At 72.1% G+C, this 24,692-nt stretch carries 24 protein-coding genes and 1 pseudogene; 17 read left to right on the top strand and 8 right to left on the bottom strand.

Annotation, left to right across the window (positions count from 1 at the left end):
• Positions 1-155: 155 nt before the first annotated feature.
• Genes PSD17_RS06830 through PSD17_RS06860 form a run of 7 tightly spaced genes read left to right on the top strand, consistent with a single transcriptional unit; the run spans position 156 to position 8,952 of the window.
• The gene (locus PSD17_RS06830) at positions 156-1,646 is read left to right on the top strand and encodes a flavin-containing monooxygenase (protein WP_013675344.1); all 1,491 of its coding nucleotides are present in this window, start codon (positions 156-158) and stop codon (positions 1,644-1,646) included.
• Complete coding sequence (locus PSD17_RS06835; RefSeq protein ID WP_103381637.1) at positions 1,643-2,104, top strand: pyridoxamine 5'-phosphate oxidase family protein; 462 nt, start codon at positions 1,643-1,645, stop codon at positions 2,102-2,104. Before PSD17_RS06830 ends, PSD17_RS06835 begins: the two co-directional genes overlap by 4 nt.
• Positions 2,091-2,435, top strand: a complete 345-nt coding sequence (locus tag PSD17_RS06840; RefSeq protein ID WP_013675346.1) for a hypothetical protein — start codon at positions 2,091-2,093, stop codon at positions 2,433-2,435. The genes PSD17_RS06835 and PSD17_RS06840 overlap by 14 nt, the downstream gene beginning before the upstream one ends.
• Positions 2,435-4,528, top strand: a complete 2,094-nt coding sequence (locus PSD17_RS06845) for a hydantoinase/oxoprolinase family protein (protein WP_339122155.1) — start codon at positions 2,435-2,437, stop codon at positions 4,526-4,528. Before PSD17_RS06840 ends, PSD17_RS06845 begins: the two co-directional genes overlap by 1 nt.
• A complete protein-coding gene (locus tag PSD17_RS06850; protein WP_339122156.1) occupies positions 4,525-6,285 on the top strand; it encodes a hydantoinase B/oxoprolinase family protein in 1,761 nt (586 codons plus the stop codon). Before PSD17_RS06845 ends, PSD17_RS06850 begins: the two co-directional genes overlap by 4 nt.
• A gap of 1 nt (position 6,286) precedes the next feature.
• Positions 6,287-7,207 (top strand): hypothetical protein, encoded by a 921-nt coding sequence (locus tag PSD17_RS06855; protein WP_339122157.1) that lies wholly within the window; start codon positions 6,287-6,289, stop codon positions 7,205-7,207.
• Positions 7,207-8,952, top strand: coding sequence for a dihydroxy-acid dehydratase (locus PSD17_RS06860; RefSeq protein WP_339122158.1), 1,746 nt, complete (start codon positions 7,207-7,209; stop codon positions 8,950-8,952). The genes PSD17_RS06855 and PSD17_RS06860 overlap by 1 nt, the downstream gene beginning before the upstream one ends.
• Positions 8,953-8,989: 37 nt before the next feature.
• Here the strand turns inward: PSD17_RS06860 and PSD17_RS06865 are convergent, their stop codons facing one another.
• Positions 8,990-9,205: a hypothetical protein gene (locus PSD17_RS06865; RefSeq protein ID WP_339122159.1), complete on the bottom strand. Its 216-nt coding sequence runs from the start codon at positions 9,203-9,205 to the stop codon at positions 8,990-8,992.
• Positions 9,206-9,622: 417 nt separating this feature from the next.
• Between PSD17_RS06865 and PSD17_RS06870 the strand changes: the two genes are divergently transcribed.
• The 6 genes from PSD17_RS06870 to PSD17_RS06895 all read left to right on the top strand — a co-directional run bounded on the left by PSD17_RS06870 (position 9,623) and on the right by PSD17_RS06895 (position 14,754).
• Positions 9,623-9,973, top strand: coding sequence for an ArsR/SmtB family transcription factor (locus PSD17_RS06870; RefSeq protein ID WP_013675352.1), 351 nt, complete (start codon positions 9,623-9,625; stop codon positions 9,971-9,973).
• Positions 9,974-10,012: 39 nt separating this feature from the next.
• On the top strand, positions 10,013-11,437 hold the full coding sequence (locus PSD17_RS06875) for a substrate-binding protein (protein WP_339122160.1): 1,425 nt from the start codon (positions 10,013-10,015) through the stop codon (positions 11,435-11,437).
• An 83-nt stretch (positions 11,438-11,520) separates the two neighbouring features.
• On the top strand, positions 11,521-13,050 hold the full coding sequence (locus PSD17_RS06880; RefSeq protein WP_339122161.1) for an amidase: 1,530 nt from the start codon (positions 11,521-11,523) through the stop codon (positions 13,048-13,050).
• On the top strand, positions 13,047-13,730 hold the full coding sequence (gene nthB / locus PSD17_RS06885) for a nitrile hydratase subunit beta (protein WP_339122162.1): 684 nt from the start codon (positions 13,047-13,049) through the stop codon (positions 13,728-13,730). Before PSD17_RS06880 ends, nthB begins: the two co-directional genes overlap by 4 nt.
• 11 nt (positions 13,731-13,741) lie before the next feature.
• On the top strand, positions 13,742-14,350 hold the full coding sequence (nthA, locus tag PSD17_RS06890; protein ID WP_013675356.1) for a nitrile hydratase subunit alpha: 609 nt from the start codon (positions 13,742-13,744) through the stop codon (positions 14,348-14,350).
• Entirely contained in the window at positions 14,347-14,754 is a 408-nt protein-coding gene (locus PSD17_RS06895) for a nitrile hydratase accessory protein (RefSeq protein ID WP_013675357.1), read from the top strand. The genes nthA and PSD17_RS06895 overlap by 4 nt, the downstream gene beginning before the upstream one ends.
• Before the next feature lie 675 nt (positions 14,755-15,429).
• On the opposite strand, the gene PSD17_RS06900 is transcribed toward PSD17_RS06895, so the two are convergent.
• Genes PSD17_RS06900 through PSD17_RS06910 form a run of 3 tightly spaced genes read right to left on the bottom strand, consistent with a single transcriptional unit; the run spans position 15,430 to position 18,478 of the window.
• Entirely contained in the window at positions 15,430-16,539 is a 1,110-nt protein-coding gene (locus tag PSD17_RS06900) for a hypothetical protein (RefSeq protein WP_339122163.1), read from the bottom strand.
• The gene (locus tag PSD17_RS06905; protein ID WP_339122164.1) at positions 16,475-17,377 is read right to left on the bottom strand and encodes an AAA family ATPase; all 903 of its coding nucleotides are present in this window, start codon (positions 17,375-17,377) and stop codon (positions 16,475-16,477) included. The genes PSD17_RS06900 and PSD17_RS06905 overlap by 65 nt, the downstream gene beginning before the upstream one ends.
• A gap of 21 nt (positions 17,378-17,398) precedes the next feature.
• A complete protein-coding gene (locus tag PSD17_RS06910; protein ID WP_339122165.1) occupies positions 17,399-18,478 on the bottom strand; it encodes a class I SAM-dependent methyltransferase in 1,080 nt (359 codons plus the stop codon).
• Between the two features lie 115 nt (positions 18,479-18,593).
• On the opposite strand from PSD17_RS06910, the gene PSD17_RS06915 reads away from it, so the two are divergent.
• Together PSD17_RS06915 and PSD17_RS06920 are read left to right on the top strand one after the other, a co-directional pair.
• On the top strand, positions 18,594-18,881 hold the full coding sequence (locus tag PSD17_RS06915) for a hypothetical protein (RefSeq protein ID WP_339122166.1): 288 nt from the start codon (positions 18,594-18,596) through the stop codon (positions 18,879-18,881).
• The gene (locus PSD17_RS06920; RefSeq protein WP_339122167.1) at positions 18,878-20,347 is read left to right on the top strand and encodes an amidase; all 1,470 of its coding nucleotides are present in this window, start codon (positions 18,878-18,880) and stop codon (positions 20,345-20,347) included. The genes PSD17_RS06915 and PSD17_RS06920 overlap by 4 nt, the downstream gene beginning before the upstream one ends.
• A 38-nt stretch (positions 20,348-20,385) precedes the next feature.
• Here PSD17_RS06920 and PSD17_RS35310 read toward each other — a convergent pair.
• The 4 genes and pseudogenes from PSD17_RS35310 to PSD17_RS06935 form a co-directional block, all read right to left on the bottom strand.
• Positions 20,386-20,610 (bottom strand): annotated as a pseudogene (locus PSD17_RS35310) (hypothetical protein); the annotation flags it as partial.
• 409 nt (positions 20,611-21,019) lie between these two features.
• Complete coding sequence (locus PSD17_RS06925) at positions 21,020-22,231, bottom strand: FAD-dependent oxidoreductase (RefSeq protein ID WP_339122168.1); 1,212 nt, start codon at positions 22,229-22,231, stop codon at positions 21,020-21,022.
• A complete protein-coding gene (locus PSD17_RS06930; protein WP_013675365.1) occupies positions 22,228-22,848 on the bottom strand; it encodes a PadR family transcriptional regulator in 621 nt (206 codons plus the stop codon). The genes PSD17_RS06925 and PSD17_RS06930 overlap by 4 nt, the downstream gene beginning before the upstream one ends.
• A gap of 578 nt (positions 22,849-23,426) precedes the next feature.
• Positions 23,427-23,843, bottom strand: coding sequence for a DUF6319 family protein (locus PSD17_RS06935; RefSeq protein ID WP_267895049.1), 417 nt, complete (start codon positions 23,841-23,843; stop codon positions 23,427-23,429).
• Between PSD17_RS06935 and PSD17_RS06940 the strand changes: the two genes are divergently transcribed.
• Both PSD17_RS06940 and PSD17_RS06945 read left to right on the top strand, forming a co-directional pair.
• Positions 23,743-23,988: a hypothetical protein gene (locus PSD17_RS06940; RefSeq protein WP_049803428.1), complete on the top strand. Its 246-nt coding sequence runs from the start codon at positions 23,743-23,745 to the stop codon at positions 23,986-23,988. The two genes, PSD17_RS06935 and PSD17_RS06940, sit on opposite strands and share 101 nt — an antisense overlap.
• A gap of 403 nt (positions 23,989-24,391) precedes the next feature.
• Positions 24,392-24,577 carry a hypothetical protein gene (locus tag PSD17_RS06945; RefSeq protein WP_202946378.1) on the top strand — a complete coding sequence of 62 codons (186 nt, stop codon included), beginning with the start codon at positions 24,392-24,394 and terminating at the stop codon, positions 24,575-24,577.
• Positions 24,578-24,692 lie beyond the last annotated feature (115 nt).

Genomic DNA, 24,692 nt, shown 5'->3' on the forward strand with positions numbered 1-24,692 from the left:
ACGTATGCCCGTCGGAGCCCGTTCTGTCGGGCCGTCGAAGGGCACCCGGGCGGGCCGTGCCGATCCGAAGGCGTCATATCTGGATCCAATCTTGACGTGACTGAATCCGACTAGCTATCGTCCGTTCTCAATCCGGACGAGCAGGAGGCGCCCTCGTGGGAGCGAACAGCGGCGAGGCCGTTGAGGTCGGTACGGACGTGGTCGTGATCGGTGCCGGGCCGGGTGGGATCTGCACCGCGATCCAGCTGCGCCAGGCCGGGATCGAGGACGTGGTGGTCCTGGAGAAGTCCGCCGGCGTCGGCGGGACCTGGTTCAACAACCGCTATCCAGGCCTGTCCTGCGACGTCCCGACCGACCTGTATTCCTACAGCTTCTTCCTCGACCACGAGTGGGAACGACCGTTCGCCACCCGTGCGGAGATCGTGGAGTACCTGGAGGCGGCCGTCGACCGGTTCGGCGTCCGGGACGCGATCCGGCTCGACACCCATGTGGTCTCGGCACGATGGGACGACGAGAGCGCCCGCTGGACCATCGTCGACTCGCGGGGCGGGCGCTGGATCGCGCGGGTCCTGGTGGGTGCGGTGGGCATGTTCAACGAGCACGTCGTGCCCGCCATCCCCGGCCTGGACACCTTCACGGGGCCGGTCACCCACACCGCGGAGTGGCCGGACGCCGATCTCGGGTTCCTCGCCGGCCGCCGCGTGTCGGTCGTCGGGACCGCGGCCAGTGCCACCCAGGTCGTACCGACCATCGCCCCGCACACCGGGCACCTGACCGTCTTCCAGCGCACGTCGAACTGGGTCTTCCCGAAGGACCACGGCCGCTACACGGAGGAGGACAAGCGCAGCCGCCGTGTGGACCGGTCGGTCGTCGAGGCGGGGCGTGCGCAGGCCGCCCGCGAGCTGGACGAGCTGTTCGCCGACCTGAACAACGAGGCCAAGACGGCCGAGCAGGCGGCCAAGGCGCTCGCCAACCTCGACACCGTCCGAGACCCCGCGGTCCGGGAGGCCCTGCGCCCCACCGCCCAGCTCGGCGCGCAGCGGCCGCTGCTCTCCTCGGAGTTCTACGAGGCCTTCAACCGGCCGGACGTCACGCTCGTGACCAGCCCGATCACGGAGGTCACCGCGAACGGGATCCGGACCGCGGACGGCCGGGAGCACCCGGCAGACCACATCGTGCTCGCCACCGGTTACCACGCCCACAGGTTCCTCTCGGTCGTCGACGTCGTCGGCCGCGGTGGGACCGCGCTGCGCGACCAGTGGGCCGAGGGGGCCTACGCCTACCTGGGCATGACCGTCGAGAACTTCCCCAACCTGTTCATGCTCTACGGGCCCAACACCAACGGCGGCTCGATCATCGACAAGCTCGAGACGCAGGCCCGCTACATCGTCGGCAAGACGGTCTACGTGCTCAAGAACGATGTGCGCGCGATGGAGGTCCGGCCCGAGGTCGTCGCCGCGTACAACGCGCAGGTCCAGGCCGACATCGGGGCGGTGCGGGCCTGGCAGGTCGAGGGCAGCCGCTACTACCGCGCACCGTCGGGCCGGGTCGTCACCCAGTGCCCGTACACGGTCGTCGAGTACGACCGGATGACTCGCGAGGACGATCTCGCCGCCTTCACGGTCACCCTCGCGGACCCGTCATGACCGGCGCGGCGAGCAGGACGGCTCGTGAGGCGCAGGATCGCGCGCACGCGATCCTGCAGGCGGGCACGCGCGGCTTCCTCGCGACCCGGACGGCGGCCGGCGGTGCCGTCGTGCACCCGATCTCGGTGTTCCACCGCGCGGACGGGCTCTGGATGAACACCTACCTCAAGTCCGCGAAGGCGCGGAACATGATCCGCCACCCGGCGGTCGCCGTCGTGGTGGTCGAGTGCGGGGCAGGCGCGCCGCGCCCGCCCGGTGTGCTCGTGCGCGGCCGGGCCGAACTGCTCCCGGAGGACGCCGACCCGCCTCCCGCCACCGTCGAACCCGCCTACCTGCTCCCGGGGGTGACGGCACCCGTCCCCGGCGACCCCATCTGGTCGCTGAACGGACGGCGGCGCTGGTTCCGGGTGCCCCTGACCGACGTGACCCTGCTGGAGGCCACCGATGCCCAGGCATGACGTCCGGATGACCCCGGCCGAGGTCGACGCGTTCGTCCAGGACGAGGAGGCCGGTGTGCTGGCGCACCTCGACGAGCACGGCGACCCCACCGCGATCCTGGTCGGCAGCCGCGGGCTGGGGACAGGCGTCGCACTCACCGCGGCCACCGCGCGCCCCCTCCCGCCCGACGGCACGCAGGTCTGCGTGGCCTACGAACGGGAGCCCTCCTACTCGGGCGTGCGGGCCGCGCTCGTGCTCGGGCGCCTCGCGGGCGACCACGTCGTCGTGGACCGCACGATCAGCTTCGACTTCGGCAAGATCCCTGCCCCCGTTCGGGAGGACGACAACTGATGGCCGGGGACCGGTACACCATCGCCACCGACATGGGTGGGACGTTCACCGATCTGGTTCTGGAGGACCGGTGGACCGAGCAGGTCCACATCGTGAAGAGCCCCACGGTGGTCGACGACCCGATCCAGGGCATCCTCGCCGCCGTCGACCTCGCGGCGGCGGAGATCGGCATCGACCGGCGCGAGCTGCTGGCCGGCACCGACACGTTCGTGCATGGGACGACCCGGGCGCTGAACGCGATCCTGACCGGGACGACGGCCCGGACGGCGTTCCTGACCACGCGTGGGCACCCGGATGTCTTGTTGTTCCGGGAGGGTGGGCGGGTGGATCCGTTCGATTTCACCCGCCCGTACCCTGCTCCGCTGGTGCCGCGGGCGTTGACCTGGGAGGTCACCGAGCGGGTCGGGGCGGACGGCGCGGTGGTGACGGCGTTGGACGAGGCGGCGCTGGTCGGGCAGTTGCGGGAGGTCGTGGCGGCCGGGGTGGAGGCGATCGCGGTGTGTCTGCTGTGGTCGGTGGCGAACCCGGTGCACGAGGTGCGGGTCGGTGAGCTGGTCGAGCAGCACGCGCCGGGTGTGCCGTACACGCTGTCGCATCGGCTCAACCCGATCGTGCGGGAGTACCGGCGGGCCTGCTCCACCGTGCTCGACGCGTCGCTCAAGCCGCTGATGACCGCCTACCTGGAGGACATGAAGCGCAGGCTGAGCGCGGAGGGGCTGGTCGGCCGGCTGCTCATCGTGACCTCCGGCGGTGGGGTGATGGACTCCGCCGCGGTGGCGGCGGCGCCGGTGCACGTGATCGGGTCCGGTCCGGCGATGGCGCCGATCGCCGGGCGCGACGTGGTGGACCGCACGACGGGGCATCAGACGGTGTTGGTCACCGACACCGGTGGCACCAGCTACGACATCGGCGTGGTCCGTGACGGGGACGTGTCGTTCACCCGTGAGTCGTGGCTGGGTGCGCCGTATCTGAGTCACATGACCGGGTTGCCCTCGATCGACATCAAGAGCGTCGGGGCGGGCGGCGGCAGCATCGCCGCGGTCGTGTCCGGGCTGCTCACCGTCGGCCCGCGTAGCGCGGGGGCGCGGCCGGGCCCGGTCTGTTACGGCCAGGGCGGCACCGAACCGACGGTCACCGACGCCGCCGTGGTGCTCGGCTATGTGGACCCGGAGTACTTCCTGGGCGGGCGGGTGACGCTCGACATCGCGGCGGCGCAGCGGGCGATCGCGGAGCGGATCGCGGCGCCGTTGGGGTTCACGACGGTGCAGGCCGCCGCGGCGGTCATGGAGTTGGCGACCGAGCACATGGTGCGCGCGATCGAGGACACCACGGTGGCCCAGGGTATCGATCCGGCCGCGGCGGTGCTGGTCGCCGGGGGTGGGGCGGGCGGGTTCAACGCGGTCGCCATCGCGTCGCGGCTGCGCTGCGCTGCGGCGGTCATCCCGGACACCGGCAGCGTGCTCAGCGCGGCGGGGGCGGCGATCTCGGATCTCTCGTCGGATTTCGCGGCGGCGTGTCCGGCGAGCACGCAGGAGTTCGATCATGCCCGGGTCGGGGCGGTGATCGACGGGCTGGTGCAGCGCGCCCGGGAGTTCGTCGCCTCGACCGGGGTGGCCGGTGAGCTCGCCGACGTGCGGTTGTTCGCCGACGCCCGCTATCCGCACCAGGTGTGGGAGGTGGAGGTGCCGTTGCCGACGTTGCGGATCGCCACCGCGGCGGATGTCGAGGCGCTCGCGGAGGCGTTCCACAAGATGCACGAGAAGCTGTTCGCGATCAGCGACCCCACCTCGGTCGTGGAGGTCGTCGGCTGGCGGGTCCGGGCGTCGTGCCGGACCCGCAGCAGCCCGCTGGGTCAGGTCGAGAGCGGTCCCGCGCGGTCGCGGGCACCCCGCAGCCGGCCGGTCCACTTCCCGGGGCACGGCCGGGTGCAGGCCACGGTGCGCGCGCACGACGACATCGCGGCGGGGGAGGTGGTCGCCGGTCCCGCGATCGTGGAGACGCCGGTGACGGTGGTCGTCGTCGACCCGGGCGCGACCGCGACCCGGGCCTCGACCGGGGCGCTGATCCTGCGGCGGAACGGAGCCGACCGATGACCCTCGACGGACTGCAGCTGGCCGTGCTGACCAGCCGGATGGAGCAGGTGGTGCGGGCGATGGCGAACACCCTCGCGCGGACCGCCCGGTCCGGGGTGATCAACACCGCCCGCGATTTCTCCTGCTGCGTGCTGACCGGGGACGCGCAGCTGCTCGCGACGGCGGAGTCGCTGCCGGTGCACGTCATGCGTGGGCCGGATCTCATGGCCGCCTACACCGCGCAGCAGCATCCGGACCTGCGCCGCGGGGATGCCTACCTGCACAACTCGCCCTATCACGGCAACTCCCACGCCGCCGACCACTGCATCCTCGTGCCGGTGGTCGACCCCGGGGGCCGGCACCGGTTCACGGTGCTGGTGAAGGCGCATCAGGCCGACTGCGGTAACGGGACGCCGACGACGTACTCGACCTCGGCCGTCGACGTCTACGAGGAGGGTGCGCTGATCTTTCCCGCGGTGCGGGTGCAGCGTGAGTTCACCGACGTCGACGACGTGATCCGGATGTGCCGGATGCGGATCCGGGTGCCGGACCAGTGGTGGGGCGACTACCTGGCCATGGTCGGGGCGGCGCGGATCGGGGAGCGGGAGGTCGAGAAGCTCGCCGCCGACGTCGGCTGGGACGAGCTGGACCGCTACGCGCGGGAGTGGTTCGACTTCTCCGAGCAGCGGGTCGCCGAGGCCATCGCGGGGCTGCCGGGCGGGCGGCTCACCCTGGGCGGTGCGCACGATCCGTTCCCCGGGGTGCCCGACGGGGTCCCGGTCTCGGTGACCGTGGACGTCGACCCGGCCGCGGGCCGGGTGAGCGTGGACCTGCGGGACAACCCGGACTGTCAGCCGTGTGGGCTGAACCTGACCGAGAGCACGTCGGCCAGCTCGGCGCTGGTCGGGGTGTTCAACTCGCTGCCGGTGTCGGTGCCGGCGAACGCGGGCAGCCTGCGGCGGGTCGAGGGGCTGTTGCGGGAGAACTGCGTCGTGGGTATCCCTCGGCACCCGGCCAGCTGCTCGGTGGCGACGACGAATGTCGCGGACCGGGTGACGAACCTGGTGCAGCGGGCGATCGCCGAGCTCGGGCCGGGGGTGGGGATGGCCGAGGCCGGGCTGGTGCAGCCGCCGGCGTGGGCGGTGATCTCCGGTGTCGACCCGCGCGCCGGTGGGACCCCGTTCGTGAACCAGATCCTGTTCCCCGGGGTGACCGGTGGGCCGGGGTCTCCGTGGGCGGACGGTTGGCTGACCTTCGGGCACGCGGGCAACGCCGGGATGATGCTGCGTGACAGTGTGGAGATCGACGAGATCCACCATCCGATCCGTGTCGCGCAGCAGCGCATCCTCCCCGACACCGAAGGGGCGGGCGCGTTCCGGGGCGCGCCGGGCGCGCTGGTCGAGTACGGGCCGACGACGGCCCCGTTGACCGTGAGCTACGGCAGCGACGGCGCGGTGCATCCGGCCGCGGGGGCCGCGGGTGGCACCGCGGGCGCGGTGGCCCGGCAGCTCCTGCGCCGGGCCGACGGAACGCTGCAGGAGCTACCGGTCAGCGGGCTGGTCGAGCTGGCGCCGGGGGAGACGGTGGTGTCGGAGAGCTGCGGGGGCGGCGGCTACGGCCCGCCTCGCACGCGGGACGCGGCCAGCGTGGCCCACGACGTGCGCGAGGGCTGGATCACGCCGGCCCGGGCCCGGGAGGTCTACGGGGTCGCCGTGCGCGACGGGCAGGTGGACGAGGCGGAGACCAGCAGGCTCCGTGAGGGTGTGAGCGAGGAGTGAGATGAGCACGAGTGTGACCCCCGAGTCCATCCTGGCGGCACAAGGGCTGCCCACCAGCGACAACCACGCGTTGCCGACCTCGGCGCGGACCTTCGCCGACGGCGGGCAGTTCCGGCTCGAGGTGTCCGGCGTCGAGCGGCTGTCCAACCTGGAGGTGCTGCTGACCGAGGCCAAGCGCAACGAGGTCTTCGTCCACCGGATCATCTCCTTCGGCGGCGGCGCCACGCTGCTCGACAAGGGTGAGTTGCGTGCGTTCGGGCAGCTCGCGGCGGAGAACGGCATCGAGGTCGTGGCGTGCCCCGGGCCGCGCGCGGGCTGGGACTCCGGCCGGCAGCTGACCAGCCGCGAGGGCATCACCACGGGCAAGCGGATCCGTGGCGTCGACAACATCCGGTACCTGCTGCACGACGTCCTGCGGATCTTCGACGCCGGACTGCGCGGCCTGCTGGTGATCGACGAGGGCGTGCTCGACGTGCTCAACACGGCGCGTGCGCGCGGCGACATCCCGGAGGACGCCTTCTTCAAGGTGTCCGTCTACGCGGGGCACGCCAACCCGGCGTCGGTGCGGGTGCTGGAGCAGCTCGGCGCCGACAGCGTGAACCCGGTGGGCGACCTGAGCCGGCCCGTGCTCAGCGCGATCCGCTCGGTCGCCACGGTGCCGCTGGACATCTGGGCGATCACCTTCGACTCCTTCGGCGGCATGACCCGGCTGTGGGAGGCGGCCGACATCGCCCGGGTCGCGTCTCCGGTCTACTTCAAGATCGAACCCGGTGAGTCCGAGGAGGTCATGTACAACGGCTACACCGACGCCGAGTTCCACGACCGGCTCATCGTGCACAAGGTCCGCCACGCGGCGATCCTGCGCGAACTGGCCGCCACCGTGGACGCCGACGTGCGGGTGTCGCCGCCGCCCGCGGGCTGATGGGCGAGCTGCGCAGTGCCCGCTGGTTCTCCGGTGAGCACGTGCCCGGGTTCGTGCACCGCACCGCGATGCGGGCCTCGGGGTTCGCGCGGGCGAGCTTCGACGGGCGCCCGGTGGTCGGGATCTGCAACTCCTGGTCGGAGCTGATCAGCTGCAACCTGCACCTGCGGGCGCTCGCGGACAGTGTGCGCCGCGGGGTCCTGCAGGCCGGCGGGGTGCCGGTGGAGTTCCCGACGATCTCGCTGGGCGAGCAGCTGATGAAGCCCACGACGATGCTGTTCCGCAACCTGATGGCCATGGACGTCGAGGAGTCGCTGCGCGCCTACCCGTTCGACGCGGTGGTGATGCTCGGCGGGTGCGACAAGACGATGCCCGCCCAGCTCATGGGCGCGGCCAGCGCGCAGGTCCCGACGATCGTGGTCCCGGGTGGGCCGGCCAACCCGGCGACCTTCCGCGGGCGCCGGATCGGGGTCGGCACCGACCTGTGGGGCTACGTCGACGACGTGCGCGCGGGCCGGATGTCGCAGGCCGAGTACGAGGCCCTGGAGGCCTCGGCGGGCCCGTCGGTGGGGCACTGCCCGGAGATGGGGACGGCCTCGACGGTCTCGGCGGTCGTCGAGGCCCTGGGCATGACCCTGCCCGGCGCGAGCGCGGTCCCGGCCACCGACGCCCGGCGCAGCCACGTCGCCGAGGACTGCGGGCGCACCGCGGTGCGCCTGGCCGAGCAGGGTGTGCGCCCGTCGCAGATCCTCACCGCGGACGCCTTCCACAACGCGATCGCCGTGCTGGTCGCACTGGGCGGGTCGACGAACGTGATCCTGCACCTGCTCGCGCTGGCCGGGCGGGCCGAGGTCTCGCTGGGGCTGCAGGACTTCCACGACATCGCCGCGACCGTGCCGTTGATCGCGAACGTGCGCCCGGCGGGGGAGCACCTGGTCGAGCAGCTGTTCGAGATCGGTGGGCTGCCCGTCGTGCTCCGCGAGCTCGCGCCGCTGCTGCGCCTGGACGCGATGACGGTGAACGGGCAGACGCTGGGGCAGAACCTGGCCGACGCCCCGCCGGTCGACGGCGAGGTGGTCCGCCCGCTGTGCGATCCGGTGCAGCCACCGGGCGGGCTGGCCGTGGTCCGGGGCAACCTGGCCCCCGGCGGGGCCGTCGTGAAGTGCAGCGCAGCCAGCCCGGAACTGCTGGTCCACGCCGGGCCGGCGCTGGTCTTCCACGACATGGACGACCTGCGCACGCGCATCGATGATCCCGACCTGCCGGTCACCGCCGACACCGTCCTCGTGCTGCGCAACGCCGGGCCGGTCGGGGGACCGGGGATGCCCGAGTGGGGTGCGCTGCCGATCCCGCAGAAGCTGCTGCGCGAGGGTGTCCGCGACATGGTCCGGGTCTCCGACGCCCGGATGAGTGGCACCGCCTACGGCACCACGGTGCTGCACGTGGCCCCGGAGGCGGCGGTCGGCGGCCCGCTCGCGCTGGTCGAGGACGGTGACGTGATCCGGCTCGACGCCCGCGCCGGTGTGCTGCACCTGGAGGTCGACGACACCGAGCTCGACACCCGCCGCCGGCGCCGGGCCGGGGAACCGGCCCGGGTGGCCTACCGGCGCGGCTACGGCGCGCTCTACGCCGAACGGGTCACCCAGGCCGACACCGGCTGCGACTTCGACTTCCTGCAAGGACGATCCACCGAACCCGCCGCCGAGCCCCACGGAATCTTCGACGGCTGGATCGGTGGCTGGTGAGTGCACCCTCGACGCGGGTACGCGCCCTGGGGGGCCCTTAGCTGCTCGCTCCGACCGTCGGAACGATGACACAGGTCGGAACCGACCAGTTCGGCTGATATTCGGCCGCGACGCCGAGCCGCCCCGTGAAGCCCACCACTGGCTCGTCACCGATGACGCCGCAGGCGGAAACGAGGTTGTGCCGCGCCGTCCGGCAGCTGAGGACGAGCTGCCGTGAGCGCCCGCAGGTCTCGATCCGGTAGCGGCCCAGCACGATCGGCTCGCCGTCGATCCGCTGGTGGCCGGGGCCCGGCGGTCAGCTTGCCTCTGACCTGCCGGCCCTGCTGGTCCGGGACCTCGACGGCAACCCGATCAACCTCTTCACACCGATCACCGAGGCGGCTCGCACCATGTTCGACGTGGCTCGGCCCCGCTTCCGGTCGAGCCACGAGGACGCACGACCCGGGACCGTCGGATCCGGGCGACCCTCGGCAGGGCGGTCGCCGTGTGGGTGACCCGCCCTCGCGCGGAGGAGCGGCGCGGCAGTTGGCTGTCGGGCCTGCTCCGCCGCGTCCGCTCGGCCTCGCCATCACCCGCGACCGTCTCCGTCAAGATTAGCTGACATGTTCAGGTGTTGGGAGGAATGCCGTCGTCTATCGTGTCAACCGTGCGTGACAGATCGGGAGGCGTCGTGGATGCCAATCTGGCGTTCGACGCCCTCGCAGATCCCATCCGGCGGGAGATTCTCGGAGTGCTCGCGGCAGAGGACGAGTGCAGTGCGGGGGCGATCGCCGACCGCATCACCAGCGTGGGGCGCAGCGCCGTTTCGATGCATCTCAAGGTGCTGCGTGTCGCCGGCCTGGTCAGCGAGCGTCGCGAGGGACGCTTCCGCTTCTACTCGATCGACTCCGCAGGCTCGGCCAGGGACGTCCTCAGCCTCCTCCACAACGTCTTCCGGGCTGGCCTGCAGTCGGTGGGAGGCGCCGTGCCGGACGACGAGCTGGATGGTCGGCGCGCAGTGCACAATCCGGGCACTCCCTGACGGCAGAATCTGTCGTTCCCGCACATCCCTGGGGGCCCGATGTCCGTCCTCACGTTGACCGCGCAGGAACAGGTGTCCGCGCCGCCGAGCGTGGTGTTCGCCCTGTTCGGTGCGGGTGCCGGTGCTGGGTGGGTGTTCGACGCCGTGTGCGATCGGGTCGCTCCCGGCGTCGCGGTGACGCTGCGCGCGCCGCTCGACGGGGACGCTGCGCCGGTCGAGATCCTCGGCCGGATCGGCGCGGTCACCTCGGGCCGCCTGATCGAGATCGTCCACGACCAACCCTGGCGCGGCCGCACGGTGTTGCGGTTCTCCGCGCACGGCAGCGGGACCCGGGTCCGGCTGCAGTCCGAGCTCGACCAGCAGGGACTGGAGTGGCTGCTGCGGCGCCGCGGGCACGTGGTGCGCAGCGTCCCGTGCGAGAACCCCGCGCTCGGCCTGCTGACCTCGAAGTCCGGGCCCGGCAACCTCTTCGCCGCGGCCTCGGACAACATGGCTGCGCTCGCGCTGGAGGAGATCAACGCCGACGGCGGGCTGCACGGCCGCCCCGTCGACCTCGTGATCGGCGACGACGCCACCGATCCCGCCACGGGCGCCCGCGAGGCTCGTAGGCTCGTCGCCGCCGGCTGCCGCACCATCTTGGTCGCGACGACATCGGCCACCTTCGTCGCCGTGTCGCGGGCCATGGCGGACGCCGACGTCCTGCTCATCCAGACACTGATGAACGAAGGCGGCATCGCCGGCGCCCTGCGCGTCCAGCTCGGCGAGCGTCCGGTCGACCAGCTCGCCGCAGCTGCCGGCCCGATGATGCGGGCCGCGGGCGGGCGCCGCTGGTTCCTCGCGGGCAACGACTACTGCTGGCCGCGCAGCACGCACACGGTCGCCCGCGAGGTACTTCCCCAGCTCGGCGGCAGTCTGGTCGGTGAGCGGCTGGCCCCTCTGGGTACCAGTGACTTCGCGGCGATCATCGAGGCCGTCGAGCGCTCCGGCGCGGATCTCCTGCTGTCCACGTTCGTCGGCGCGGACGCCGCGGCGTTCCAACGCGAGTGTTACGAGCGCGGCCTGCACCGGCGGTGCCTCACGCTCGCCCCGGCCATGGACGAGTCCACACTCGCCCGGATCGGCACCGAGGCGACGGCGGGCCTGCACACCGTGTCCGGCTACGTCGAGTCGCTCGACACCGAGCGCAACTCAGCACTGCTCACCCGTTACCGGGAGCGTTTCGGTCAATGGGCGCCGCCCCTGTCGACCTTGAGCGAGTCCGTGTTCGAGGGCGTCCACATGTGGTTCGCCGCGGCGGCCCAGGCAGGCACCGACGAGCCGCACGCCGTCGCCCGCGCGATGCACGACGTCCGTTTCGAGCTGCCCCGCGGCACGGTCACCCTCGACAGCAACGGGATCGTCGGTCAGCGAATCCACGTCGCCGAGGCAGTCGGAACCGATCTTCGGGTGGTCATCTCCCCGTAACGCGTCAACATGTCGCGAATCGTTGACATACCAGGCCGAGCCTCCATAGATTGCCGACACCCTTCTCCGCCGTTGGAGGCCTCATGGCTGTTCCCCCACCTGATCTCGCGCGACTCGCCGAACTGGGCGCCGACCTGGGCCTTTCGGATGCCGAACTTGCCGAGTTCGCGCCCGCCGTCACAGCGACGTTCGCCTCGTCCGACGCCGTGGAGGCGCTCTACCGCCGTTCCGCCCCGACCGCCCCGACGCGGGACTGGCAGGCCGGCGAGCACCCGTTGAACGCCTGGGCCGTCACCACCGAGATCCGCGGCGCCGCCGACGGGCCGCTCGCCGGGCGGACGGTCGCGATCAAGGACAACGTGTCGGTCGCCGGCGTGCCGATGGCCAACGGGTCCGCCACCGTCGAGGGCTTCGTGCCGACCCGGGACGCGACCGCGGTCCGGCGCCTGCTCGACGCGGGCGCGGTGATCACCGGCAAGGCGGTCTGCGAGGACCTCTGCTTCTCCGGGGCCAGCTTCACCTCGAAGCCGCATCCCGTCCGCAACCCGTGGGACCCTGCGCGCAACGCCGGTGGTTCGTCGTCGGGCAGCGCGGCGCTGGTCGCGACCGGCGAGGTCGATCTCGCGCTCGGCGGCGACCAGGGCGGCTCGGTGCGGATCCCCAGTTCGTTCTGCGGAACCGTCGGGCACAAGCCGACGTTCGGACTGGTGCCCTACACCGGCGCCTTCCCGATCGAGTCCACGATCGACCATCTGGGTCCGATCACCCGCACGGTGGCTGACGCCGCCCTCATGCTCGACGTCCTGGCCGGTCCCGACGGGCAGGACCCGCGGCAGCCGACGTCGGTCGAGCGGGTCGACTACTCGGCCGCCCTGGCCGAGTCCGCCGCGGGCCTGCGGATCGGCGTCGTCACGGAGGGGTTCGGACACCCGAACTCTGATCCGGAGGTGGACGCTGCGGTGCGGGCCGCCGTCGAGGTCCTCTGCTCGGTGGGCCTCGCCGCGGAGGAGGTTTCGATCCCGTGGCACCTCGAGGCGATGCACGTCTGGAACGTGATCGCGACCGAGGGCGCCGCCCGCCAGATGGTGGACGGCAACGCCTACGGGATGAACTGGTCCGGGCTCTACGATCCGGACCTGATCGCGCACTACCGGCGCGGGCGCGCCGAACGTGGCGCCGAGCTGTCCAAGACGGTCAAGCTCGTCGCGATGTCCGGCCGGCACACGTTCGCCGTGGCGGGCGGTGCCTACTACGCGATGGCCCAGAACCTCGTTCCCGAGGTGCGCGCAGCCTACGACGCGGCGCTGGCCGAGCACGACGTGCTGGTGATGCCGACCCTGCCCTACACCGCGCGCGAGATCCCGGCGACGGACGCCGATCTGGGCACCTACCTCGACACCGCACTGTCGATGATCGCCAACACCGCCCCGTTCGACGTCACGGGCCACCCGGCCTGCAGCGTCCCCACCGAGCTCGTCGGCGGGCTCCCGGCCGGGCTGATGATCGTCGGGAAACACTTCGACGACGCGACCGTGCTGCGGGTCGCGCACACCTACGAACAGGCGCGGGGCGGTTTCCCCGCGCCGCCGATCACGACGGGAGCGTCCGCATGAACGGTGTCTTCGACCTCGGCGGCACGGACGGGCTGGGCAAGGTCCAGACCATCGAGAACGAGCCGGTCTTCCGCGCGGAGTGGGAGAAGGCAGCGTTTGCCATGTTCTCCAACTGCTTCCGGGCGGGTTTCTTCGGCGTCGACTCCTTCCGGCACAGCATCGAGAAGATGGACCCGGCCGAGTACCTGCTGTCCAACTACTACGAGCACTGGGTGCACGTCATCGAGGACCGCGGGGCGCAGAAGGGCGTCATCGACCCCGCCGAGCTGGACGCGCGCACCCAGTACTTCCTGGACAACCCGGACGCCCCCTTGCCCGAGCGCGAGGACCCGGACCTGCTCGCGTTCGTCGACGCCGTGGTCAAGAGCGGGGCACCCGCGAACCGTCCGACCGACAAGGAGGCGCGGTTCGCGGTCGGTGACAAGGTGACCGTGATCGCCGACAGCCCCTACGGCCACACCCGCCGGGCCCGCTACATCCGCGGGCGCACCGGGGAGATCACCGCGGCACACGGCGCGGCGATCTACCCGGACAGTGCGGGCAACGACGGGCCCGAGGCCCCGGAGCACCTCTACACCGTGCGCTTCACCGCCGAGGAGCTGTGGGGCCCCGACACCGCCGAACCGAACAACACCGTCTACTTCGACGTGTGGGAGCCCTACCTCACCACTGCGTCCTGAAAGGACCTCCGATGGCTCAGCCCACCGACACCCCCCTGCGCACGCAGGAGGAGATCACCGCTCGGGTCAAGGCCCTGGAGGCCATGCTGATCGAGAAGGGGATCATGACCACCGAGGCGGTCGACCGCCTCGCCGAGATCTACGAGAACGAGGTCGGCCCGCAGCTCGGCGCGCAGGTCGTCGCCCGTGCCTGGACCGACCCCGAGTTCAAGCAGCGGCTCCTCGCCGACGCGTCCGCGGCCTGTGCCGAGATGGGCATCGGCGGGTTGCAGGGCGAGGAGATGGTGGTGGTCGAGAACACCGACACCGTCCACAACGTCATCGTCTGCACGCTGTGCTCCTGTTACCCGTGGCCGGTGCTCGGGCTTCCCCCGAACTGGTACAAGGCCCCCGCGTACCGCTCGCGGATCGTGCGTGAGCCGCGGAAGGTGCTCGCCGAGGACTTCGGCTTCCCGATCCCGGACGACGTCGAGGTGCGGATCTGGGACTCGAGCTCCGAACTTCGCTACTGGGTGCTGCCGCAGCGTCCGGCCGGGACCGAGGGCCTCGGAGCGTTCGAGCTCGCCGCCCTCGTCACCCGGGACTCGATGATCGGTGTGGGTCCGGTGGGCACGCCGTGACCCGACCCGACGCGACCGAGCTCGGGGACGCCCGGCGCCGGGTGGAGGCACTGGTCTGCGACCTGCCGGGCGGCGGGCCGGACGAGCGCATGTTCGCCGAGCCGTGGGAGCTGCGCGCGTTCGCGATGGCCGTGGCGGCGTACCACAACGGCAAGTACGAGTGGAGCGAGTTCCAGCTCTCCCTGATCCAGGCGATCAAGCAGTGGGAGGCGGGCGGAGCCGGCGAGCCGTGGAGCTACTACGAGCACTGGGTGACCGCGTTGGAGACGGTGCTCGCGGCCAACGGCGTGCTCTCCGACGCGGCCGTCGACGCCCGCACCCGCGAGGTCCTCGCGATTCCGAAGAACGCCAACCACCACGAGGCGCACCGCGAGCCCGTGGCCGTCTCGCCTGCTCGCAGGTGACCGACCCGCCGCGCGACACGCACCCGAGTGCCGTGCGGCCGCCGGAGGTGGGGGAGGACCAGCAGGGCCGGGCCTTTCGGCCGTCCGGGCCTGATCGGGATCGGTTCGTCGCGCTCGGAGCGGTGCCTGGCTAGCGCGCCTCCGGGCCGGTTCCGTCCGCGGCGACCCCGTCCGGAGGCTGCCGACGAGACGGTCGGCGGCCTCCGGACGGACCGTCACGCGGTCCGCAGCGCGGCCGTTGCGGCGGTGTCCGCCGCGCCCTTCCGGATCGTTCTCCGGGTCGCCGAGGACGACGGCGCCGTTGTCGCGAGGCGCGCCCTCGACGCTTAGCCGCCGCGAAAGGTCACGCAGGGTGCGCTCCGGTTCACGATCCGGACGCCGTGCCCCAGCCGCGGCCGTTCGTCAGGTAGCAAACACCGACGCCGCGCTTGATCATCTACATGATTGTGCTGCCTATCACGCGCTACGGCGGCCCGTTCCGGAGCGCAGTACTGAAACACGTGGCGTCTGCAGGCATGGACGTTGCCGCCACTAGCCGTGGACGCTCAGGCCTGTTACGTGTCCAGCAGATGACCTGACCGTTCAGTGCACGGAACCTCTTGCCGGAGGCCCACTGGAACTACCTCAAGGTTTCGACTCGGGTGAGGAGACCGGTCGGGCAGGGGTGCGGCGAGGTCAGTCGGCGACCCCGGAAGTACTGCCTGTCCACCGGCGCGGGGTGTCGGGCGCATAGCTGCAGGTGGTGCCGGTGTGCACGCCCTCGCGCAGGTGGGAGGCGAGCTCGGGGTGGACGCGCTCGATCCGGCGCAACGCATCCCTGATGCGGGCGGTCACGGTCTTGCGTGCGCGTTCGGTCTCGTCGCCGAGCCGGCGCGCTCGCCCGCCGAGCCCGGTCGCGGCGCGCAGCTCGGCGATCAACGCTTCGCGTTCCGCGGAGGCCCGTTCGGCATTGTCGCCGTCCGACTCCGCGATCTCGGCGTCGAGCTCGGCCAGCCGGCGCCGGTAGTCGGCGACTGCTCGGCGGTCGAGCACGGGGTCGGCGCCCGTCGCGGGGGCTTCCCGGCCGAGCAGGGTGAACACGTGGACCGGGCGGCCAGGGACGGCGAGCAAGGTCGCGATGTCGCCGAGCCCCTTCGAGTCGGGCAGGTGCGCCTCACGGCCGTCGAACGTGAACCGCCACACGCTGTCCACCAGCCGGAACGCGTCGCGCGGTGGCTCGGCGGGGCGCAGCTGCTCTAGCGCCGTCGCGCTTAGTTCCGCCCATGCCGCGGTGCCGAGCCGGTCGTGCTGGGCGATCGCGTTGGTGAAGTGCTCGGTCGCCGCCGCGGTCCGGCCGAGCGCAACCTCGAGCGTGCCCAGGTGGTGGTCGACGGCGCCGTGGTAGGCCGCGCAGCCCCCGACGACGACGTGCAGGCCGGAGTGCGGAGCGAGCATGCGATGGACCGATTCGCGCTGCTCTGTGCTTCCGACGGCGGAGAACACGACGGCAGCGGCCGCTGCGATCTCCAGGTCGTACGCATCGGGGAGCACCCGCATGGAGAACCCGCGGATGGCAGCAGCCGCCGCGGCGCGGTCGCCCGAGGAGACGTGGTGCCACGCCTCCATTAGGGGGTACATCGGCCACAGCGGGTCGGCAGCCGGCAGGAAGTCCGCGATCGGGGAGAGGGGGCCGCCGAGAGCCCAGAGCGACCCGCGCAGTGTGCTGAACACGCCGTCGGCGTCAGGCAGCCCGATCGCCCTGCCCAGCTCCAGCGCCTCCGCCGAGGCCGCGGTCGCCTCCTCCACCCGTCCTGAGAGCTCGGCGAGCGTCGCTCGCCTGCTCAGCGCGGCCGACGCATTCCGGGGAGAGCAGCGCCAGGCGCATCCGCAACGCGTCGCGGACCGCGGCCGGAACGGCGTGCCCCTCGGCGACGGCCACCGCCGACCAGCTCCCGCTCGCGACCAGCAGCCGAGTCACCTCGCGGACGAAGAACGGGTTGCCGCCGCACAGCGCGTGCACCGCCGAGGCCAACTCGGCGTCCGGGACGGGCCCGGCGACCACCGCCATCACTGCCGCGACGCCGTCCGCGTCGAGGCCGGTGAGCGGCAACGCAGGCGCGGACGCGGCGAGCGCCCGTAGCGACGGACCGGCCTCGCGATCGCGGTAGGCGCCGAGCTGCAGCACCCGGTCGGTGGACAGCCCCCTGCTCAGCAGCTCCAGGAGGCGCAGCTCGTCGTCGTCGACCCACTGCAGGTCATCGAGCACCACGAGCAGCGGCGCAGCTGCCGCGAGCGCGGTGCGCACCGTCTCGAAGAGCCGGAACCGGCCCTCCGCCGCGTCGCCGCGGGCGGTGGCGTGCTCGAAGACGCTGGTCGCGGCGGGATCCAGATCGCGCAGCACCTGTGTCCACAGCCAGTACGGCGGCGCGCCGGCCCCCTCCCAGCCGACACCCCGCAGCACCCGCACCCCTGTGGTGACGGCTCGTCTCGCCTGCTCGGCGAGCAGGGCCGACTTGCCGATGCCCGGTTCGCCCGCCACCAGCAGCAGCCCGCCAGCCCCCTCGAGAGCGTCCGCCAGCGCGGCACCGGTCGTGGCCAGTGCCGCGTCCCGGCCGACCAGCCGGGTGGGCCGCAGGATCCCCATGGGACGCCCATCATCGACCGGTCAGGGGCGCAGCTCCAGCACCAGGTTCAGCGGGGCCTCGACGGGAAGCCTGCGTACGCGGGTGAACCCGGCGGCCGCCGCGGTCTCGCGCAGCAGTGCCTCGCCGGCCTGCGTGCCCAGCGGCGCCGGACCGCCGGTGCCGGCTGTCTGGGAGACGGCGTTGGGTGTGCAGATCAACGTGGACACCGCGTAGAACATCCGGCCGGACGGCGTCAGGTTGTCTTCTACGCGGTCGGCGGCGAGCGGCTCGACGAGCATCACCGCGCCGTCGGGGGCCAGCGCGGCGCGGGCCTGGACTAGCGCGCCGACCGGGTCGCCGAGATCGTGCAGCGAGTCGAAGAACGTGACCAGCGTGTAGTCGGCGCCGGGCAGGTCGGTGGCCGTCCCTACCTCGAACCGCACCCGGTCGGCCATGCCGGCGTCCGCTGCGGTCGCGCGTGCGTGCGCCACAGATGCCTCGTGGTAGTCGATGCCGAGCACCCGCGCAGCAGGGAAGTGCTCCGCGACGGCGAGCGTCGGCGTGCCGTACCCCGCGCCGACGTCGAGGACGGAGCCACCGGTGGCCAGCGTGGCCGTCACGGACCCCAGCTGATCGAGCGCGGCACCGATCAGCTCCGGCGGCAGCGCGACCCGGGTCAGCGCGTCGCTGCCGTGCCAGAACAGCGCGTCGTGGCGGTGCCAGCCGAAGCCGCGGCCGGCCGCGAACGCGGCGGCGAACTCGTCGAAGCCTGCGCCCATCGAGCGGAACATGTCGGTGCAGGCATCCACCATCGCGAGGCCGGGTCCGCGCAGCAGCGCGCCCGCCACCCCGTCGGGCAGCATGAACGTCCCGTCCTCCGGCTGGTAGGTCAAGTAGCCCCCGGCGGCCTGCGCCCGGCACCATTCACGCACCAGCGGCTCTGCGACTCCGGTGCGGTCGGCCAGCTCGGCCGCGGTCATGGGCCCGGCGCCGGCCAGCTCCTTCCACAGCCCCGCGCGCGTGCCCAGCGCGACGAGCAGCACGCCCAGCGAGCCCGCCAGCTCGTCCACGAGCTGGCCGACCACGGTGTCGGGTGTCCGTTCCTCGGTTGCGGTGTTCATCGTGCACCTCCGGTTCGCTGTTCCGTCCTCTCTGCGGCGCGAGATCGGACCTCGCGGGCCGCTAGGCCGGAACTCGCGCCCGTCAGGTGGACCCACCGAAGGAGGAGAGAAGACCATGTTCCTCAGCGCCTACCACTTCGACGGCGACCCGACGACGCTCGTGCCGGCCTACGACCGGATGCAGGAGGGCTTCCCTCCCGACATGTTCGACCTGCACGCCTGCGTCGTCACGGGGTCCGGCATCACCGTCTACGACGGCTGCCCGAGCAGGGCGGACTTCGAACGATTCGCCGTCAGCCCCGAGTTCCGCTCGGGCGTCGCGGCAGCGGGACTCCCGCAGCCGCGGATCCAGCCGCTGGGCGAGGTCCACTACGCCGTCGCCGGGAAGGCGGTGTTGCGATGACTCTCGCCACCGACCTGGCCGGCCTCGACGCCACCGCACAAGCCGAGCTGGTGCACAGCGGCGAGGTGTCGGCGGCGGAGCTCGTCGACGCAGCGATCGAGCGCATCGAGCGGCTGAACCCGCAGCTCAACGCCGTGGCCGTCCCTATGTTCGAGTACGCGCGGGACGCCCTGCGGACCGGTGTCCCCAGCGGGCCGTTCGCGGGGGTGCCGTACCTGCTCAAGGACCTGGTCGTGGAGATCGAGGGCACGCCGTTCCACGAGGGCTCGCTGTTCCTGCGCGACCACGTTTCCAGCTACACCTCCGAGCTGGTCACGCGGCTGCAGCGGGCCGGGCTCGTGGTGCTCGGCAGGACCAGCACGCCCGAGTTCGGGATGGCCCCGACGTGCGAATCGGCCCTGTACGGCCCCACCCGCAACCCGTGGGACCCCGCATACTCGACGAGCGGGTCGAGCGGCGGTTCGGCCGCCGCTGTCGCGTCGGGGATGGTACCGATGGCGCACGGCAACGACCTGGGCGGCTCGCTGCGATTCCCGGCTGCGGCATGTGGGCTGTTCGGGCTCAAACCGACCCGGGCCCGCGTCCCTCTCGGCCCTGAGTACGGCGACGCGGTGTGCGGATGGGCCGTCGAGCACGCGCTCACGGTCTCGGTGCGCGACAGCGCGACGCTGCTCGACGCCACAGCGGGCCCCATGCTCGGCGATCCGTACCCGGCGCCGCCGTTGGCCAGGCCGTTGCTCGCGGAGGTCGGCGCCGATCCCGGCAGGCTCCGCATCGCGTACAGCCCACGGACGCCGGGCGGAGCGCTTGGCCATCGCGACTGCGTCGCGGCGCTCGATGATGCGGTCGGGCTGTGCGCCTCGCTGGGTCACGAGGTGGTCGAGGCCGACCTGCCCGGGCTCGACGACACCGTGGGGGCCGCGATCGGGACCGTCTTCGACAGCGCGACGGCATGGATCATCGGCTACTGGGCCCGCCGCCTCGGCCGCCGACCCGGCCCCGACGAGCTGGACCCGCTGACCCGCGCCTACTGGGAGAGAGGCCGGCAGGTCAGCGCGGCCGACCACCTCCTCGCGGTGACGGACCTCCAGGCCTTCGCCCGCGCCGTCGCGCGGTTCCTCACCGGCTTCGACGCCTGGCTCACCCCCACGATGTCCGAGCCGCCCGCGCTGCTCGGCGAGATCACCTCGACGCGCGAGGAACCGTTGCGTGCAGCCGAGCGCGGCGCCAGCACGGTGGCGTACCCGCTGGTCGTCGCGAACATCACCGGGAACCCGGCGATGTCGGTGCCGCTCAGCTGGAACGCTGCAGGCCTACCGATCGGAGTTCACTTCCTGGGCCGGTTCGGGGACGAGGCGACGCTCCTGCGCCTGGCCGCCCAGCTGGAGGAGGCCCGGCCGTGGGCGAACCGCCGCGCCCCGCTCCACGCAACGCTCGTCAAGTGTGGTGACCCGCAAGGTCGTTGATCGAGTGCGGCTGGCGAGTCGGGGATCGGTGGGAGGCCGCCGATGGCGGAGTGGGCTCGCCGACTGTGGTAGTCCTGAGCCCAGCTGTCGAGTGCGGCAAGCCGGCCGGTGTTGGACAGCGAGGGTCGGGCGTTGGCGAACTCGTCGAGCAGGGTCCGGATGAACCGCAGCTTTTCCCGTTCGTCCGCGCGCAGTGCCGGCGGGTGAACCGGCGCCTGATCCCGGGCGGGGTGCAGGTCTCGGTCCAGCGTCGTCCGACCCATTGGGCCTGGCGTTGTCGGTGAGGACTCGCTCGACGATGGCTCCGTGTGCGGCGAACCAGGCCATCCTGCTCCGACTACGCGCGGTGCGCAGGAAGGGGCGTTGACCTCGACCCGGGCCGAGGGGCGAGTTCAGTCAAATCACGCATGGACGTGCTCGAGGCCATGTCGCCATCGCCGGCGTCGACCGCGGGGTCAGAAGCCTCGACGGATAGTGCGATGCCGGCACGCTGCTGCCCGCGCGCTCGACGAGATGGTGGTCGCAATTGTGGCGCCGTCGTCGTGCTCCTCGTCGGACACCGGGCCGGGATGATCTCGGCCGGCCGGGTCATCCGCCTCCGCAACATCCTGGTGTTCGCGGCGATGCTCGGCGCCGGAGTCGTCTCCGCCGCTCGGAGTACGCATGCTGCGGTCAGGCCGCGACCGCGACGGTCGAGACCGGTGTGTCCCAGTCGATTCGGTATGCGTCGCGCCACGCCGTCTTCTCCGGCGTGACGAACCGGCGCATCACCGTGGGCAACAGCGCGTCGCGCAGCACGCGGCCCACCGGTCCCGCTGCCTTCGCGCTGTTGGTCCGTGCTGCCATCGCGATGATCTTCTCCACCCGGGGCCGGCGGATCGTCTCGTAGGCGGCGAAGGCCTCGGTGTGCGGTAGGTCGCGCAGGCAACGGGCCAGCTCGACGGCACTCTCCGCGGCCAGCGACGCGCCCTGACCCGAGCTGGGCGACGTCGCGTGTGCGGCGTCGCCGACGAGCACGACCCGACCGTGGCTCCACGTCGGGACCGAGGGCAGGTCCTCGGTGGCGCCGAGCAGTAGCAGGTCGTCGTCGGCCGTGCGGTCGACCAGGTCGAGCGCCGGACCGCGGTCGTCGGCGAATGCCGTGTGCAACACGTTCCGCCAGTGCGGGACACCCAGCTCGCGGGCCTGCGCGGCGGTCATTCGGCGCTGGTCGGGGAGGTTGGCGAACCAGCCGCCGCTGCCGTCGTCGAATACCTGGTAGCCGAAGAACGCCCGCCTCCCGAAGATCATGTGCATCGCCCCGGCCGTTGGGGTGAGCCCGGTGTCGGGCACCGCGGCACCGACGTTGAGCAGCCCGCAGTTGCGGGGGCCCGGAGCGGCGGGGTCGATCAGGGGGCGCACCGCCGAGCGGAGGCCGTCGGCGCCGACCAGCACGTCGGCGGTGGCGGTCGTGCCGTCGGCGAACCGCGCGGTGACGGCGGCGCCGTCGTCGTGCAGGCCGGTGAGCCGCTTGCCGAAGCTCACCCGGACGCCTCGGCGTTCGGCCTCGTCGTGCAGGGCGCGGTAGAGATCGTGGCGGTTGACGAACTGCGGCGTCGGCAGGTCGGGCGCGGTGCGCAGCTCGGCGAGCCGCTTGCCGGTGCCGCTCTGCAGGACCATGGCGACCATCGGCTGCCCGGCCGCCCGGACCGCCTCGTCGACGCCGACGACCGCCAGCGCGTTGATTCCGTTGGGCGCCAGGCCCAGGGCCCCGCCGACGCCGTCGGCGCCACCGGGATAGGCCTCGACGATCGTGGCCTCGATGCCGGCCTTGGCCAGCGCCATCGCGGCTACCGGCCCGGCGATGCCACCGCCCACGACGAGAGCCGTGCGGGTGTCGTTCATGAGGGATCCCCCTGTCCGAAGGTGGTGCGGTGGAACCGGGCCCACTCCGGCCCCCAGCCGGAGTCGGGATCGGTGGTGCGCGCGACGAACCCGTCGACGAAGGCCGCCTCGGCGTCCAGCAAGGCCAGCCGGTACTGCTCCTCGACCAGGAAGAGCTCCGGGACGCCGCGAGCCGATGCCTCGTCGACCGTCGCGACGATCTCGGCGCGGAGGGCGGCGAGCCGCGCGCGACGCCGCCCCAGCAGTGCGACGACCTCGCCCGGCGGCAGCGCCGCGACCAGCGAGAGCGCCGCGACGAACTGCGGGTACTCGTGCCCTGGCTCCGCGACGAGATCGGCCAGCCAGTCGTGCAGCTCGGCGCGGCCGGAGTCGGTGAGCGCGTAGACGGTGCGCTCGGGCAGCTGCCCCTCGCGACTGGTCTCCCGCGGCTCGACGAAGCCCGCCTTCGCCAGCTGCCCGACGACCATGTAGAGCGAGCCGTGGTTGAACTTGATGCTGCGGTCATCGCCGTTGTCGCGCAGCGTGCGACTGATCTCGTAGGGGTGCATCGGCCGTTGCAGCAGGTACGCCAGCACGGCGAGCCCCAGTAAGTTCCGGACCTTCCGCTTCCGCGCCACAACCCCTCCTCGACTAGCCGAACTCAACTATCCAGGCACGACTAGTCAATGTCAACTATGCTGTACAGGTTGAGATTTCGACTCGGGGCCCGGAGCCGGGGCGGATCGAGCTGACCGACGATGAGCGAGCCCAGCTGGAATCCTGGGCGCGGCTGCGGACTTCCGCGGCCGGGCTGGCAGCGCGGAGCAGGATCGCGTTGGCCGCGGCTGCGGGCCTGGGGCGGCCGCGAAGGAGCCCCGCATCGTGCATCCGATGCAATGATGCTCCCTCTATCTGTCATAACGTCGATTATCGGCTCATATAGCACGGGAGTTGCATCTCATGCGAGAGCTCCCGGCCGATGGCGATGGCCGCAGGTCGGCGCGGCCTCGGGCCTCGGGCGTGACGCCCCATGCACTGACAGCCGGCTCGAGGGTGTCGCCCTCGCGGTGGCCGCTGAGGCGTCCTGCGTTGACGCAGGACTCCACGGTCGATGTGTGCGGCGAGGGCGGCGCGCGGGCTGGTTACGGCGACCTCGAGACCCGGACTCGTCTTGTCATAAGTTCCGGGAGTTCATGGGCGATATCCCGTGGGGTCCTCAGTCGACGCGGAACTGCTCGAGCGTTCGTTGGGCGGCGTCGAGCTCCGCGCGCAGGTGCGCGACCCGCTCCTCCTGTTGCCGACGAGCCTCCGCCAACGCCGACATCATCGCCTCGGCCACCGCGGGCGGGAGGGAGCGAGAGACGGCGGCAACGTCGGTGGCCGGGACCGGCGTCGGCGTCACGATCTTCCTCGTGCCTGCCAGCACCTCGACCGTCCATTCACCCTCGACGGTCGAGGTCAGGTTGACGGTCAAGGGTCCTGGGTGCTCGGCGCGCCGACGAGCGCGGGGCTTCCTCGCGGCTCTCTCCACCGTGCCGTCCGGCGTCCCGGGAACGTCGGGCGCCGGCACCGACGGCGCCCTCGACGTCGATGTCGAGGGCCTGTCGGCCCGCCGTGCGCTGCTGGGAAGCATCGGTGGTTCCTGGGGTGTCGTCGCCTCGTCCGGTGCCTTCTCCCGGCGCTGCCGCGACGATGCCGGCCTGCGGGCGGGTCGACTGCGTGTGAGCTCGCCCGGCGAGCAGAACAGCGCGTCACGCGAGCCCGCGGGGCGGACCTGAATGAAGTCGCCCTCAGCGATGTCACCGACGGCCACGACCTTGGCGGATCCGCCCGCCGGCACCCTGACAGCGGCAGCGGTGAACCAGACCGTCACCGTCTTCCCGGCTGACACGTCGTCGCGTACCGCCGCCACGTCCTCGTCGGTCAACGCGCCCGGTGCGGCCGAACCCTGTGCTGCCACTCCTCAGCTCCCTACTGCTCAACGGTGAGACTCTCACCCGGGGTCATGCGCATGCGATCACGCCGCCCGGCGAGTCGCCCTGTCCGGACCCTCGACGTCGTCGGCCTCACGATCGCGTATCGCGTCGCGGCCGCTGCGCCGGACCCGGACGTCCGGCGTTCGCCGCCGCGATGAAGGAGCAATCCGTCGAACACCGAGCCCAGCTGGGAAGGTCCGCCGAGGTGCGCTCGGATTCAGTCGCCGACGACTGCCGAAAGACGGCTCCCCCGCTGACGAACTGGCTCGTCAGCTGGACCGGCCGCGACCGTTCCTACGACATCACCGCCGCGAGGACCGAACTGGGTTACACGCCTGACGTGACCCTGCAGAAGGGCCTGGCAGAGATGACGTCTCAGCTCGCCGTCTGATTTCGGGCGGCGGCCGCCCGGGTCTGGCCGGTGGCGCCGCACATACGGGTACGCGCCCGGGGCGAGGCCCATCGCCCGGGCGCGTAACCGCTTCCTGATCGATCCTCCCCCCACG

The organism is Pseudonocardia sp. D17 (assembly GCF_036984265.1).
GTDB lineage: Bacteria > Actinomycetota > Actinomycetes > Mycobacteriales > Pseudonocardiaceae > Pseudonocardia > Pseudonocardia benzenivorans.